At 72.1% G+C, this 14,774-nt stretch carries 9 protein-coding genes; 5 read left to right on the top strand and 4 right to left on the bottom strand.

Annotated features, from left to right (window positions below):
* Positions 1-125 precede the first annotated feature (125 nt).
* The 3 genes from ACZ7LE_RS03175 to ACZ7LE_RS03165 are packed head-to-tail and all read left to right on the top strand — an operon-like array spanning position 126 to position 6,143.
* The gene (locus tag ACZ7LE_RS03175; protein ID WP_470401928.1) at positions 126-2,429 is read left to right on the top strand and encodes a discoidin domain-containing protein; all 2,304 of its coding nucleotides are present in this window, start codon (positions 126-128) and stop codon (positions 2,427-2,429) included.
* A 49-nt stretch (positions 2,430-2,478) separates the two neighbouring features.
* Positions 2,479-3,933, top strand: coding sequence for a DUF1996 domain-containing protein (locus ACZ7LE_RS03170; protein ID WP_470401927.1), 1,455 nt, complete (start codon positions 2,479-2,481; stop codon positions 3,931-3,933).
* Positions 3,930-6,143, top strand: a complete 2,214-nt coding sequence (locus tag ACZ7LE_RS03165; protein WP_470401926.1) for a discoidin domain-containing protein — start codon at positions 3,930-3,932, stop codon at positions 6,141-6,143. The genes ACZ7LE_RS03170 and ACZ7LE_RS03165 overlap by 4 nt, the downstream gene beginning before the upstream one ends.
* Positions 6,144-6,209: 66 nt before the next feature.
* Here ACZ7LE_RS03165 and ACZ7LE_RS03160 read toward each other — a convergent pair whose 3' ends face one another.
* The 4 genes from ACZ7LE_RS03160 to ACZ7LE_RS03145 all read right to left on the bottom strand — a co-directional run bounded on the left by ACZ7LE_RS03160 (position 6,210) and on the right by ACZ7LE_RS03145 (position 11,225).
* Entirely contained in the window at positions 6,210-7,853 is a 1,644-nt protein-coding gene (locus ACZ7LE_RS03160) for a UxaA family hydrolase (protein WP_470401925.1), read from the bottom strand.
* 91 nt (positions 7,854-7,944) lie between these two features.
* Positions 7,945-9,294: an ABC transporter substrate-binding protein gene (locus ACZ7LE_RS03155; protein ID WP_470401924.1), complete on the bottom strand. Its 1,350-nt coding sequence runs from the start codon at positions 9,292-9,294 to the stop codon at positions 7,945-7,947.
* 49 nt (positions 9,295-9,343) lie between these two features.
* Positions 9,344-10,309 (bottom strand): carbohydrate ABC transporter permease, encoded by a 966-nt coding sequence (locus tag ACZ7LE_RS03150; protein WP_470401923.1) that lies wholly within the window; start codon positions 10,307-10,309, stop codon positions 9,344-9,346.
* On the bottom strand, positions 10,302-11,225 hold the full coding sequence (locus ACZ7LE_RS03145) for a carbohydrate ABC transporter permease (protein WP_470401922.1): 924 nt from the start codon (positions 11,223-11,225) through the stop codon (positions 10,302-10,304). The genes ACZ7LE_RS03150 and ACZ7LE_RS03145 overlap by 8 nt, the downstream gene beginning before the upstream one ends.
* A 266-nt stretch (positions 11,226-11,491) precedes the next feature.
* On the opposite strand from ACZ7LE_RS03145, the gene ACZ7LE_RS03140 reads away from it, so the two are divergent.
* Together ACZ7LE_RS03140 and ACZ7LE_RS03135 are read left to right on the top strand one after the other, a co-directional pair.
* A complete protein-coding gene (locus ACZ7LE_RS03140) occupies positions 11,492-13,552 on the top strand; it encodes a DUF6807 family protein (protein ID WP_470401921.1) in 2,061 nt (686 codons plus the stop codon).
* The gene (locus tag ACZ7LE_RS03135; RefSeq protein ID WP_470401920.1) at positions 13,549-14,766 is read left to right on the top strand and encodes a Gfo/Idh/MocA family protein; all 1,218 of its coding nucleotides are present in this window, start codon (positions 13,549-13,551) and stop codon (positions 14,764-14,766) included. The genes ACZ7LE_RS03140 and ACZ7LE_RS03135 overlap by 4 nt, the downstream gene beginning before the upstream one ends.
* The last annotated feature ends 8 nt before the right edge of the window (positions 14,767-14,774 follow it).

Genomic DNA, 14,774 nt, shown 5'->3' with positions numbered 1-14,774 from the left:
GATGGGCGGCGTAAGAGCGCTCTCCCAACTCGCGACGCACCGGAGCGTCGCGAGCGCAGGCTCAACGACGAACCGCGCCACGGCCGCCGCACCTGGCCGCCGACGAGCGGACGGAGAGGAACACCATGACCACCACCGGATCACCCGGCGCCCGCGCGACCAGGCTCAGGCGTGGCGCACGCGCCGGGGCCGCCGCCCTGGCGACCGGCCTGCTGGCCGCGGCGGCGCTCGTCGCGCCCGCCGCCTCGGCGCCTGCAGCGCCGGCGCCGGCAGCACCCGCGCCCGCAGCACCCGCAGCCGCCGCCGCGCAAGCGGCGCCGGTCCTGCTGTCGCAGGGCCGCCCCGCCACCGCCTCCTCCGTGGAGAACCCGGACTACACGCCCGCGAGCGCCGCCGTCGACGGCGACCTGGGCACACGCTGGGCCAGCGAGTTCAGCGATCCGCAGTGGATCCGGGTGGACCTGGGCCGCTCCGCCACGCTCGACCACGTGGAGCTGGTCTGGGAGTCGGCGTACTCGACGAAGTACCAGTTCCAGGTCTCGGCCGACGGGTCGTCCTGGTCCACCGTGTACTCGACCACCTCGGGCGACGGCGGCACCGACACCTTCGACGTGGACGGCACGGCCCGCTACGTGCGGCTGCTCTCGACCGCGCGCTCGGGCGGTTACGGCAACTCGCTGTGGGAGCTGCGCGTCTTCGGGGAGGCGGGCGGCAGCACCGACCCGGGCGACCCCGGGGACCCGGGCTACGTGAACCCCGGCCACCCGAACGTCCCGGTGCGGGACGCAGGCGCGAGCACCGTCGAGGTCGTGGGCGAGAACGGCGACTGGGACCTGGAGGTCGACGGGCAGCCGTACACCGTCCGCGGCTTCACGTGGGGACCGGCCTTCAGCACGGCCGACCACTACATGCCGACCCTCACGGCCATGGGTGCCAACACGATCCGCACCTGGGGCACCGGGGCGGACACCCGGCAGCTCCTCGACTCGGCGGCGGCGCACGACGTTCGCGTGGTGATGGGCTTCTGGCTCCTGCCCGGCGGCGGACCGGGGTCCGGCGGCTGCATCGACTACCGCACGGACGCCACCTACAAGGCGAACACCAAGGCCGACATCCTCGCCCAGGTCGCGGCGTACAAGGACCACCCGGGCGTGCTCATGTGGAACATCGGCAACGAGTCGCTCCTGGGCCTGCAGAACTGCTACTCGGGCGCCGAGCTGGAGGCGATCCGCAACGCGTACGCGGCCTTCGTCAACGAGGTGAGCGGCGCCGTCCACCAGGCCGACCCGAAGCACCCGACCACCAGCACCGACGCGTGGGTCGGCGCCTGGCCGTACCTCGAGCGCAACGCCCCGGACCTCGACCTGCTCTCCGTCAACGCGTACGGCGACCTGTGCAACGTGCCCGCGGCCTGGGAGGCCGGCGGCTACGACCGCCCGTACATCATCACGGAGGGCGGCGCGGCCGGTGAGTGGGAGGTGCCGGACGACACGAACGGCGTGCCCGACGAGCCCACCGACCTGGAGAAGGAGCGGGCGTACGTCGACTCCTGGCGCTGCCTGCGGGAGCACGACGGCGTCGCGCTGGGCGCCACGTTCTTCCACTACGGCATCGAGGGCGACTTCGGCGGCGTCTGGTTCAACGTGCTGCCCGGCGACAACAAGCGCCTCGGCTACTACTCGATCGCGCGGGCCTGGGGCGTCGACACCTCCGGCATGAACACCCCGCCGCGCATCACCGCGATGAACGTCGCGGGTTCGACGGCGGTGTCCGCCGGGGAGCAGTTCACGGTCAGCGTGGACGTGACCGACCCGGACGGCGACCCGATCGACGCCAACGTGATGCTGAACAGCAAGTACGTCAACAACGCGGGCGGCATCGCACAGGCCGACTTCGACCAGACGGCCCCGGGCACGTTCCGGGTCACGGCGCCCGAGATGCTCGGCGTCTGGAAGGTCTACGTGTTCGCCGAGGACGGCCACGGCAACGTGGGCGTGGAGACCCGGTCGTTCCGCGTCGTCGCGCCCCCGGTCGACGGGACGAACATCGCGCGCGGCAGGACGGCGACGGCGTCGAGCTTCGACCCGTGGAACGGCGACTGGACGCCCGGCCGCGCCGTCGACGGCGACGCCTCGACGCGCTGGGCCAGCGAGTGGGGCCCCACGGCCTGGTACCAGGTCGACCTCGGCTCGGTGCAGTCGTTCGACCACGTGCAGCTCGTCTGGGAGACGGCGTACGGCAAGTCCTACCAGGTGCAGACCTCGAACGACGGGAACGCGTGGACCACGGTCCGCACGGTGACGGGCGGCAACGGCGGCGTCGACAGCCTGGACGTCGCCGGGACGGGCCGGTACGTGCGGCTCAACCTCACCGAGCGCGGCACGGAGTGGGGCTACTCCCTGTACGAGGTCGGCGTCTACCAGCAGTGAGCACGGCAGCGACGGGTCAGCAAGGCACACCACCATCACAGGAGGAACCATGCGCACAGCAATCGGCACGCCACGCGGCCGCACACCCGGCGGCGTCAGACCTCGCAGCCTGACGCCCCGGATCATGGGCGGCCTGGCCGCCACCGCACTGCTCGCCTCGACCCTGAGCGCGGCGGGCGCCATCGGCGCCACCACCGCCGTCGCCGACCCGAACACCCTGCTCTCGCAGGGTGCGCTCACGGCGGCGTCCAGCTCGGAGTCCGGCGGCCTCGGACCGCGGTTCGCGGTCGACGGCGACCGCACCACCCGCTGGGCGAGCGCCCCCACGGACGACGAGTGGATCCGCATCGACCTGGGCCGTTCCTACGCCCTGGACCATGTCGCCCTGGAGTGGGAGGCCGCGTACGGCGCGGCGTTCACCCTCCAGGTCTCCGCCGACGCCCAGACCTGGACCACGGTCGTGACCGAGGGCGCCGGGACCGGGGGCACCGAGGTCTACGACATCACCGCGACCGGCCGCTACGTGCAGCTCGTCGGCACGGCCCGCGGCACCGGCTACGGCTACTCGCTCCTGGAGTTCCAGGTGTTCGGCGACGGCGAGGCCGGCGGGCCGGAGGACCCGCCGCCGTTCCCCGGTGACGAGGTGACGCACCACGAGTTCCAGGCGAACTGCACCTTCTCGCACTTCCTGCCGGACGACTCGATCGTGTACCCGAACCAGCCGGGACGGTCGCACCTGCACACGTTCATCGGCAACCGCTCGACGGACGCGTTCACCACGCCGACGAGCCTGAACGCGATGCCGGAGAGCACCTGCACGGTGCCGCAGGACCACTCGGCCTACTGGTTCCCCGCGATCACCAAGGCGGGTGTGCCGGTCGAGCCGAACATCCCGATGACCGTCTACTACAAGTCGGGCATCGACGACTACCAGGACGTGGTGCCGTTCCCGGAGGGCCTCCAGTTCGTGACCGGCGACATGATGGCGACGGTCGACGAGTTCCGCACCGCGCCCGGCGCGGTCGAGGGCTGGGAGTGCGGCGACATCTCCAAGAGCTGGGAGATCCCGGCCCGCTGCCCCGAGGGCACGCAGCTCAACATCCGGTACCAGGCGCCGAGCTGCTGGGACGGGATGCACCTGACGCCGGAGGAGTCCGCCCACATGGGCCACGGCTCCCACATGGCGTACCCCGAGGCGGGCCAGTGCCCCATGAGCCACCCCGTCGCGGTCCCGATGCTGGAGTTCAAGATCGCGTGGCCCGTGAGCGGTGACATGTCCGACGTCGCGCTGGTGAGCGGGTCCGACCAGTCGTGGCACTACGACTTCGTCAACGCCTGGGACCCCGAGGTGCTCCGCCGGCTCGTCGAGCACTGCATCAACGGCGGCCTGCAGTGCAACCCGCGCGGCTACGACCTCTACAAGCCGCACCGCGGCACCGTGCTCGACGAGAACTACGAGCTCGTGCCCGAGACCACGGCCGCACGTGAGGAGGTGGCTTCATGAGAGCGGGCCGGGTGTGGCTCGCGGCAGCGGCGGTCGCGGCCTGCGTCGCGGCGCCGCTGACGGCGGCGGCCGCTCCGGCGGCACCCGCGTCCGCCCCGGCGTCGGGCCCCGCGCCGGTCGCCGACCGGGCGGCGGCTGCGGCCTGCGGCACCACGAACGCGGCCCTCGGGCGGACGGCGACGGCGTCGTCCACCGAGGGGCCGTTCGGCGCGGCCTCGGCCGTGGACGGCGACCCGGGCACCCGCTGGAGCAGCGCGGCCGCGGACCCGCAGTGGATCCGCGTGGACCTCGGCTCGGTCCAGGACCTGTGCCGCGTCGAGCTCGCCTGGGAGACCGCGTACGGCCGGGACTTCCGCATCGAGGCCTCCGACGACGGCACCACCTGGCGCACCCTGAGGACCGTCACGAACGGCACGGGCGGCAACCAGTCGCTCGACGTCGTCGGCTCGGGCCGGTACGTGCGGCTGACCGGAACCGCGCGCGGCACGGGGTACGGCTACTCGCTGTGGGAGCTCAAGGTGTTCACCGGCGAGGGCGGCACCACGCCCGGCGACCCGATCCCCGGCGGCGGTGATCTCGGGCCGAACGTGCACGTCTTCGGCCCGGACACCCCGACGGCCCAGGTCCAGGCAGCCGTGGACGCCGTCTACGACCAGCAGGAGGCGGACCAGTTCGGCGACGGGCGCCACCAGTTCCTCTTCGAGCCGGGCACCTACCCCGTGCACGTCAACGCCGGTTTCCACACCTCGATCTCCGGTCTGGGGACGAGGCCGGACGACGTGAACATCACCGGCGGCGTCTGGGCCGACGCGGAGTGGTTCGAGGGCAACGCCACCCAGAACTTCTGGCGCTCGGTCGAGAACCTGGCCGTCACGCCGTCGGGCGGGGACATGCGGTGGGCCGTGTCGCAGGCCGCGCCCATGCGGCGCGTGCACGTCAAGGGCAACCTCATGCTGCACTCGTCGCGGTACGGCTGGGCGTCGGGCGGGTACATCGCCGACTCCGTGGTCGACGGGCAGGTCCGCGCCTGGACCCAGCAGCAGTGGTACACCCGCGACTCGACGCTCACGGGCGGCTGGGCCGGGACACTGTGGAACATGGTGTTCTCCGGCGTCGAGAACGCCCCGCCGACGTCGTTCCCCGAACCCGCGGTGACCACCCTCGACACCACGGGCATCATCCGCGAGAAGCCGTACCTGTATCTCGACGGGGACGACTACGCGGTGTTCGTGCCCTCGGCCCGGTCGGGAACGCGCGGCGCGACCTGGGACGGCGGGACGACGTCGGGCACCTCGATCCCGCTGGACCAGTTCTACGTGGCCCGGCCCGGCGACTCCGCCGCCCGGATCAACCAGGCGCTGGACCAGGGCCTGCACCTGCTGCTCACGCCCGGCATCTACGAGACGACGGGGACGATCGAGGTGGACCGCGCCGACACCGTGGTGCTCGGTCTCGGGTACGCCACGATCGTGCCGACGGCCGGGCAGACGGCGATGCGCGTGGGCGACGTGGACGGCGTCCGCGTGGCGGGCGTGCTGTTCGACGCCGGCGCAGCCGAGTCGCCGTCCATGCTCACCGTCGGTACGGACGGGTCGACGGCGGACCACGCGGACGACCCGATCTCGCTGCACGACGTGTTCGTCCGCGTAGGCGGCGCGCACGCCGGGCGCGTGGACCGGGCGATCGTGGTGAACGCGGACGACACGATCGTCGACCACATCTGGTCATGGCGCGGCGACCACGGCGACGGCGTCGGCTGGGACGTGAATACCGCGCGCAACGGCCTGGTGGTCACCGGCGACGACGTGGACGGGTACGGGCTCTTCGTGGAGCACTACCAGGAGTACAACACCCTGTGGACCGGGGAGCGCGGCCGCACGATCTTCTACCAGAACGAGTTGCCGTACGACCCGCCGAACCAGGCGGCCTGGAACCACGACGGCGTCCGGGGCTGGGCGGCGTACAAGGTCGCGGACGGCGTGACGCAGCACGAGGCCTGGGGTCTGGGCTCGTACTGCGTGTTCACCTCGGACGCGTCGATCACCTCGGACAACGGCTTCGAGGTGCCGGTCACGCCGGGGGTCCGGATGCACTCGCTGCTCACCGTGTCGCTGGGCGGGGTGGGCACGTACGAGCACGTGATCAACGGCGTCGGGCCGCGCGCGTCGGGCACGGAGACGATCCCGGCGAAGGTGGTGAGCTACCCGTAACCATCTGGAACGTGTCAGACGCTCAGGTCCCTCGAAGGACCTGGGCGTCTGACACGTGCGGAAGGGTCAGGTGACGGCGCCCAGGTGCCAGGGGATGAACTCCTCGGCGCCGATCTCTAGCTCCTCGCTGACGGTCTGCTGCCCCGACGCGACCGCGAGGATGCGGTCGAAGATCTGTCGGCCCACCTGGGCCACGGTCGCGGTGCCGTCCACGATGACGCCGGCGTTGAGGTCCATGTCCTCGGACATCACCGCGTACATCGGGGTGTTGGTCGCGACCTTGATCGACGGGGTGGGCCGGCACCCGAACACCGACCCGCGGCCGGTGGTGAAGACGACGACGTTGGCGCCGCCCGCGACCAGCCCGGTCACGGAGACCGGGTCGTACCCGGGGGTGTCCATGAAGCCGAACCCGCGCTGCGTGATGGGTTCGGCGTACTCGTAGACGGCACCGAGGTCGGCCTGCCCGCCCTTGGCGACGGCCCCGAGGGACTTCTCCAGGATCGTGGTCAGGCCGCCGGCCTTGTTGCCGGGTGACGGGTTGTTGTCCAGGGTGCCGCCCCCGGCGGCGACGTAGTCGCGCCACCAGTCGATGCGGTCCAGGAGCTTCTTCGCGACCGCGGGCTCCGTGGCCCGCGCGGTCAGGAGGTGTTCGGCGCCGTAGACCTCGGGCGTCTCGGCCAGCACGGAGGTCGCCCCGTAGGCGACCAGCCGGTCCGACGCCCAGCCCAGGGCCGGGTTGGCCGTGATCCCGGAGTACCCGTCCGACCCGCCGCAGTTCAGCGCGAGCACCAGGTCGGACACGTCGCACTCGACGCGTTCGCGCTCGTTGACCAGCGGCAGCATCTCGCGGATCGCGGCGACTCCGGCCCGCACGGAGGCGCGCACGCCGCCGGTCTCCTGGATGGTCAGGGACCGCACCACGGTGTCGTCCGCGATGGCGGCCAGCAGCCCGGAGCGGGTCTGGTCGGGGGCGCCGATGCCGGGCATGCCGAGGTCGGCGACCTGCCCCGACCGGGCCGACAACGCGGCGCCCGGGACCATCTCGCAGCCCAGCCCGAGGACCAGCAGGCCCGTCACGTTGGGGTGGGCGGCGTAGCCGCGCAGGGTTCTGAACAGGATCTGCCCGCCCTCGGAGTCCGGCACCAGCCCACAGCCACTCGTGTGGGTCAGGGCGATGACACCGTCGACGTTGTCGAACTCGTCCAGCACGGTCCCGCGGAACTGGTCCGCGATCATCTTCGCCGTGGAGGCCGAGCAGTTCACGCTGGTCAGGATCGCGACGAAGTTGCGGGTCCCGACCCGGCCGTCGGCCCGCCGGTACCCGCGGAAGGTGGGCCGGGGCTCGTCGTCCGGCACCCGGAGCTCGTGGTGCGTGCCACCCAGCGGCGCCTCCCGCGACCCGTCCTCGAACCCGAGGTTGTGCGAGTGCACGTGATCCCCCGGAGCGACGGGAGCGGTGGCGACCCCGATGACCTGCCCGTACTTGCGCACGTGCCCACCCACGGGCACGGCCCGCAGCGCGATCTTGTGCCCGCGCGGCACGGGTTGTCCGACGTCGAGGTGCCCGACGTCGACCAGGCCACTCCCGGGAACCGCGACCCGGTCGCCCGGGCTCAGGTCCCGCGTCGCGACGGCGACGTCGTCACCCTCCCGCAGCACGAGCAGATCATGTGACACCTGTGGCACCTCTCCTCTGAACGGTTTCATCCTACCGACCCCCAAACGCCGCTGAGTGCGGGGTATCTGCGCCCGGTGCTCCCTGGCCAACAAATACCCCGCACTCAACGAAGGTGGAGGGTCAGTCGGCGATCGCCGCGTTGACCTCGTCCAGGAACTGGGTGGCCGCCTCGTCCGGGGTGATGCGCTCGAAGAGGACCTCCGTGTTGATGCGCTCCATGATGTCGGCGAGCTCGGCGGAGCCGTGCGGCGGGACCGCCGGGTTGTCGACGATCTCGTCCTCGATGTCCGCCATGAAGTCGGCGACCTTCTGGTCGGTCGGCGACAGGTCGCCCAGGATCGCCTCGCGGACGTCGGTGTTCGCCGGGAGGCCACGGTCGGTCAGCATGATCTTGGCCGCCTCCTCCGAGTTGAGCAGGAAGTCCACGAACTTCGCGGACGACTCCGGGTACTTCGTGTCCGCCGACACGGAGTAGAACATCGCCGGCTTGTAGTACATGCCGGTGCGCTCGCCCTCCGCCTCGCCCGGGAGGCGCAGCAGCTCCAGCTCGTGGCCCGACGAGTCGGACAGCGCGCCGAGCTGGTTGGTCCACCAGACGCCCATGGCGCCCTTGTTGGTGCCGAGCAGACCGCCCTCGGGGCCGGCCGCCTGGTACTCGACCGTGCGGGCGGCGTCGGGCTGGCCGCCGCCCTCGACCAGGTCGAGGGAGACCTGGAAGAAGTCGGCGACGGTCTGCTCGGAGACGCCGAGCTCGCCCTCGGGCGTGAACAGGGTCTCGCCGCGCTGGCGCGCCATCACGTTGAGGCCGGCCTCGTTGAAGCCGTAGTCCTGCGTGCCCCAGACCTTGTCGCCGGAGCCCTTCGCGACGGCGTTCGCCGTGGTGACGTAGTCCTCCCACGTCCAGGTGGTGTCGTCCGGCACGTCGACACCGGCGTCGGCGAAGAGCTCCGGGTCGGCGACGAGCGCGTAGGCGTTGATGCCGGTCGGGATGCCGTACTGGGTCCCGTCGATCTGGCCGCCGGCCAGCACGCCGTCGTCCACCTTGGAGGTGTCGATGTCGAGCGTGCCCAGGTCGGCGAGCACGTTCTTGGTCGAGTAGTCGGAGATGTAGCGCTCCTCCTGGGTGATGACGTCCGGGGTGTCGCCCGCGGCCACGGAGGTGGCGAGCTTGTCCCAGTAGCCGTCCCAGTCGGTGAAGTCGGGGACCACGGTGATGTCCGGGTTCTCCGCCTCGAACGCCTCGATGATCTGCTGCGTCGACTCGTGGCGGCTGTCCGAGCCCCACCACGAGAAGCGGATCTCGCAGGGACACTCCTCGGCGGCGGCCGGGGCGTCGTCGCCGCCCCCGCCGATGCCCGAGTCGCCGCCCCCGCAGGCCGCGAGGGTCAGGGCCACGGCCGCGATGCCCGCGGCCGAGCCGGCGAGCCGCTTGCCGCGCCTCGTGGGTCGTGGGTTGCCGGTGGTGCTCATGTCTTTCTCCTTCGGTGACGTTGACGTCGTTGTCGCATCGCGGGTGGAGCTACTTGATCCCGGTGGTCGCAATGCCCTTGACCAGGTACTTCTGTCCGAACAGGAAGGCGATGAAGACGGGGATCAGGGAGACGATCGACATCGCGAACAGCGAGCCCCACGAGCTCTCGCCCGTGGAGTCGACAAAGGTGCGCAGCGCGATCGGCACGGTGTACATCTCCGGCCGCGTCAGGAAGATCAGCTGGCTGAAGAAGTCGTTCCACGTCCAGATGAACGTGAAGATCGCGGTGGTGGCGAGGGCCGGCATGGACAGCGGCAGCATGATCTGCAGGTAGATCCGCAGGTGGTTGCAGCCGTCGAGGGTCGCCGCCTCGTCCAGCTCGCGGGGGATGCCCCGGAAGAACTGGACCATCAGAAAGATGAAGAACGCGTCCGTCGCGAGCAGCTTGGGCACGATCAGCGGCAGGAACGTGTTGATCCACTCGAGCTGCGAGAACAGCACGTACTGCGGCACGATCACCACGTGGATCGGCAGCATGATCGACATCAGCATGATGGCGAACCACAGCCGCTTGCCCCTGAACTCCAGCCGCGCGAACGCGTAGGCCGCCAGGGAGCAGGACAGCAGGTTGCCCAGCAGCGAGCCGAGCACCACCAGCGCCGAGTTGATCAGGTAGTGGCTGAACGGGTGCAGCAGCGCGTTCCACCCGTCCGTGTAGTTGGACAGGTCGATGTCGGTGGGGATGAGCCCCGGCTCCCGGAAGATCAGCGCGTTCGGCTTGAACGAGCTGGCCAGCATCCAGAGCAGCGGGTACAGCATCACGAACCCGAAGGCGATGAGGCCCGCGTGCTTGAGCACGCTGCCCACCCGGGCCCGGACGTGCCGGCCGCGCGGCCGGACGGCGGTCGGGCGGCGGTCGCCCGGCCCGGCGCGCCGGGCGCCGGGTGCGGTGTCGGACGGCGGACGTACCGCCGTCGGCGTCGTGGTCTGTGCGGTCGTCGAGGCGTCAGTCATCGTAGAAGACCCAGTACTTGGAGGCGAGGAAGTTGACGACCGTCATGCCGCCGATGATCAGGAGCAGGAACCAGGCCATGGCCGAGGCGTAGCCCATGTCGAGCGAGCCGAACCCCTTGAGGTAGAGGTACAGCGTGTACAGCAGCGTGGAGTCGGACGGGCCGCCGTTGCCGCCGCTGACGACGAACGCCCGCGTGAACGACTGGAACGCCTCGATGAGCTGCAGCACGAGGTTGAAGAAGATGATCGGCGTGAGCAGGGGCACCGTGATGCTGCGGAACTGCCGCCACCGCGAGGCGCCGTCGATCGCGGCCGCCTCGTAGTACATCTGCGGGATCTGGCGCAGGCCGGCCAGGAAGATCACCATCGGCGCGCCGAACGTCCAGACGTTCAGCGCCATCAGGGTGCCGAGCGCGTAGTCCGGGTGCGAGACCCAGCCCTGCCCCTGGATGCCGAAGAGCGCCAGGACCTGGTTGACCAGGCCGTCCGCGCCGAAGATCTGCCGCCACAGGATCGCGATGGCCACCGACCCGCCGAGCAGGGAGGGCAGGTAGTACACCGAGCGGTACAGCGCGAGCCCGCGCATGCCCTTGTCGAGCAGCAGCGCGAGGCCGAGGGCCGCGGCGAGCTGCAGCGGCACCGAGACGAACACGTACGTGAAGGTGACACCGAGGGACTGGAGGAACCGCGGGTCGTCGAACATCCGCGTGTAGTTCTCCAGGCCCACCCACTGGGGCGCGGAGAGCAAGTCGTAGTCCGTGAACGACAGGTAGAGCGACGCGCCCATGGGACCCGCCGTGATGAGCACCAGGCCCACGAACCACGGCGCGAGGAAGAACAGCGCCCAGCGCCCGTCGCCCTTCTTGCGGGCGGCGCCGGCCTGCTTGCCGCGCGAGAGCTCCTGGATCACTGACATGGGTTCACCCCCGTGTGGACGGGACCCGTCAGGGCGGGCGGGGGCTCGGACCGCCAGGGTCCGGGCTCGCGGTTCGGGTGGTGCATCGCGTTGTCCTCCGGATCGTCGTCGATCCCCGGCTCGTCGGTGAGAAACCGGTCTCTGGTGGAGGAACGTACCACATGAGGAACCGGTTTCCCATGGTGTACGGTCACATCGGGAAACCGGTAACGCAGGGGCCACGCCGACGAGGGCGCGCGCCACGCGCGATCCGGTCGGACAAGGTCATGGACGGAGAGCACATGGGCAGCGGCAGCGTTCGAGGCGCAGGTCAGCGCCGTGCGGTCGCCACGATCGGCGACGTCGCGGCGGCGGCGGGGGTCTCCCGCGCGACCGTGTCCCGCGTGATGAACGGGCGCAGCACGGTCGACGCCGCGATCGCCGAGCGCGTGCGCGGCGTCGCGGCGGAGCTCAGCTACCGGCCGAGCAACGCGGCGCGCAGCCTTGCGCTCGGCCGCACGCAGACCGTGGCGCTCGTGGTGCCGGACCTCGGCAACCCCGTGTTCCAGCAGATCCTGCGCGGCGTCATGGACGGCGCGGCCGAGGACGGGTACCGCGTACTCGTCGCGGACACGGTCGAGGACGACCAGCAGGAGGGCGCCATCGCCCTGGAGGCACGCATGCGGTGCGACGCCCTGGTGCTCGTCTCACCGCGCATCGGGGACGCCGAGCTCAGCGCGCTCATCGCCGACGTCGAGCCCGTGGTGCTGGTCAACCGCGAGACCGGCGGCACGGCGCCCAGCCTGGTCGTGGACTACGAGGACGGCGCCGTCCAGGTGGTGGAGCACCTCGTGGCGCTCGGCCACCGCCGCCTGGTCTACCTGGGCGGACCCGTGCGCAGCGCGTCCGACGAGCTGCGCCGGGCCGGCCTGGCCCGCGCCCGGCAGCGGCACGCCGACCTCGAGATCCTCGACCTGCCCGCCGGACCGGACATCCAGGCGGGTCATGCCGCCGCGCCCGCGGTCCTCGCCACCCGCGCCACCGCGGCGCTGGCCTTCAACGACCTCGTCGCGTTCGGGCTGCTCGCAGGCCTGAACGAGGCCGGGGTGGCCGTGCCCGCCGACATCTCGGTGGCCGGCTTCGACGACATCGAACTGTCCCGCTACGCCACACCCGCGCTGACGACGGTCGCGGTGCCGCAGGCCGAGCTCGGCCGCCACGCCTGGAGGGAGCTGCACGCCGTGATCGACGACGACGCCCACCCCGCACGCTCTGCACGTTTCACACCCAGCCTGGAGGTGCGCGGGAGCACCGGACCCGTGCCCCAGGGCACGGAACGGGTGCACATCACGGACGACGACCTCGTCGTCGGGCAGCCGGAGGAGGTGCCCACCGTGCCCCCGACCGCCACGCCGGTCTGGTCCGTGCCCGCCGATCCCTCGGCCGACGCCGTCGTGCTGACCTGCGGCGACGGGCTGGAGCTGGTGCGCCGCGACGCGGGCGACCGCATGCCCAAGGTGCACGCCCGCCGGCCCTACCTGCACCCCGTGCACACCCTCGCCGGGGTGCCGCTCACCGAGGTGAGCCCTGTGGACCACCGGCACCACTACGGCGTGGGCATCGCCGTTCCGGACGTGAACGGCACGAGTCACTGGGGCGGTCGTACGTTCATCGAGGACGTGGGCCCCACGCTGCTGAAGAACCACGGCCGGCAGACCTCGTCGGGGATCCGCGTGGAGCCGGGCGTTCCCGGTGCTCCCGGCGCCGCGGGCAGGGCCGCCGAGACCCTGGTCGAGGACGTGCTGTGGTCCGACGAGCACGGCGAGCCGCAGCTCCGCGAAGAGCGCCGCGTCTCGGCGCGCCTGCTCCCCCTGGTGCCCGGGGCCGACGCCGCCCCCGGCTGGGTGCTCGACTGGCGCTCCACCCTGCACGCGGACCACGGCCCGCTGGAGATCCGCTCGCCCGCCACGAACGGGCGGCCGGGCGCGGGGTACGGCGGCCTGTTCTGGCGCCTGCCGATCGCGGAGAGCACCACGGTGCTGTCGGCGGCGGGCACCGGCGAGAACCGGGCGCACGGCAGCACCTCGCCCTGGGTGGCGTTCGTGCAGCAGCAGGGCGGCCGGTCCACGACCCTCCTGCTGGTGCAGCCGGGCCAGGTGCGGCCGTGGTTCCTGCGTTCGGCCGAGTACCCCGGCGCCTGCCCGGCCCTGGCCTGGGACACGCCCCTGCTCGTGCCCGACGGCGGCTCCGTGCAGCTCGACCTCGTGGCGGTGCTGCTGGACACCGAGCTCACGGCCGACGCGGCCGAGGCGCTGGCCGCCGACCTGACCGACGGCGGCCGACGGTGAGCCTGCCCAAGGTGGCCGTGGTCGGCATCCACGGCCACGGCGGCTCGCACCTAGGGGCCGTCGCGGACCTGGAGGACCGGGGGCTGGCGCGGCTGAGCGCCGTCGTCGACCCGCGCGAGCCCGACGACGAGCCGGCGCCGTGGTTCGCGAGCCTGGGCGACCTGCTGTCCGCCGACGCCGACGCGCTGCCCGACGTCCTCGTGCTCGCGACGCCCATCCACACGCACCTGCCGCTGGCGCGCGCCGCGCTGGAGGCCGGGATCGACGTGCTGCTCGAAAAGCCGACCACGGCGTCCCTGGCCGAGCACGCCGAGCTGGTCGCCGTGGTCGAACGGACCGGACGGCTGTGCCAGGTCGGGTTCCAGACCTTCGGGTCGCACGCGCTGCCCGCCGTCGCCGACATGGTCGCGCGCGGCGAGGTGGGGCAGGTGACCGGCATCGGCGCCGTCGGCACCTGGGTGCGGACCGCCGCGTACTGGGCGCGCTCGCCGTGGGCGGGGCGGCGGCGCATGGGCGACCGCGCGGTGGTCGACGGCGTGGTGACCAACCCGCTGGCGCACGCCGTGGCCACCGCCCTGTGGGTGGGCGGCGCCCGGACCGCCGCGGACCTCGCGTACGTGAACACCGACCTGTGGCGGGCCAACCCCATCGAGGCCGACGACACCTCGTCCCTGCGCGCCGTCGGCACCGACGGGACCCGCTACGGGTTCGGCCTCACGCTGTGCGCGGCGGAGCGCACCCCGGCACGCGTGCTCGTGCAGGGCACCGAGGGCGAGATCGAGCTCGGGTACGAGCACGACCTGGTGCGGCTGCGCACCGGGCGCGTGGTCGCCGAGAAGCGCTACGAGCGCACCGGCCTGCTGGAGAACCTGCTGCGGGTCCGGGCCGGCACGGGCGAGCGGCTCCTGTGCGACGTGCGGGACACCGGCGCGTTCATGCGGGTGCTGGAGGCCGTGCGCACGGCGCCGGACCCGGCGCCGGTCGGCGAGGCGTTCGTGGACTGGGTGGACGGCGTGGCGCCGGTCGCGGGCGGGCCCGGCGGCGTCGGGCAGGGCGGGCCGGGCGGCGTCGGGCCCGGCGGCGTCGGGCAGGGAAATCCCGAGGGCGACGCGCGGCACCCGGTGGTGCACGACGTCGCCGCGTGGTGCGAGCGCGCCGCGCGCGAGCAGCGCACGTTCACGGAGCTCGGCGCCCCGTGGACACTCGCGAGGTAGAACCGGGG

The sequence above is a fragment of the Promicromonospora sp. NPDC110617 genome (assembly GCF_055598465.1).
Note: the sequence above shows the minus strand (reverse complement) of the source record. Positions and strands in the feature narration are given on the sequence as shown.

What these genes read in the sequence shown, in the direction of transcription:
- ACZ7LE_RS03150 (WP_470401923.1), bottom strand. Translation starts at nt 10,309, where the DNA reads ATGACTGACGCCTCGACGACCGCACAGACCACGACGCCGACGGCGGTA.
- ACZ7LE_RS03140 (WP_470401921.1), top strand. Translation starts at nt 11,492, where the DNA reads ATGGACGGAGAGCACATGGGCAGCGGCAGCGTTCGAGGCGCAGGTCAG.
- ACZ7LE_RS03145 (WP_470401922.1), bottom strand. Translation starts at nt 11,225, where the DNA reads ATGTCAGTGATCCAGGAGCTCTCGCGCGGCAAGCAGGCCGGCGCCGCC.
- ACZ7LE_RS03155 (WP_470401924.1), bottom strand. Translation starts at nt 9,294, where the DNA reads ATGAGCACCACCGGCAACCCACGACCCACGAGGCGCGGCAAGCGGCTC.
- ACZ7LE_RS03170 (WP_470401927.1), top strand. Translation starts at nt 2,479, where the DNA reads ATGCGCACAGCAATCGGCACGCCACGCGGCCGCACACCCGGCGGCGTC.
- ACZ7LE_RS03165 (WP_470401926.1), top strand. Translation starts at nt 3,930, where the DNA reads ATGAGAGCGGGCCGGGTGTGGCTCGCGGCAGCGGCGGTCGCGGCCTGC.
- ACZ7LE_RS03175 (WP_470401928.1), top strand. Translation starts at nt 126, where the DNA reads ATGACCACCACCGGATCACCCGGCGCCCGCGCGACCAGGCTCAGGCGT.
- ACZ7LE_RS03160 (WP_470401925.1), bottom strand. Translation starts at nt 7,853, where the DNA reads ATGAAACCGTTCAGAGGAGAGGTGCCACAGGTGTCACATGATCTGCTC.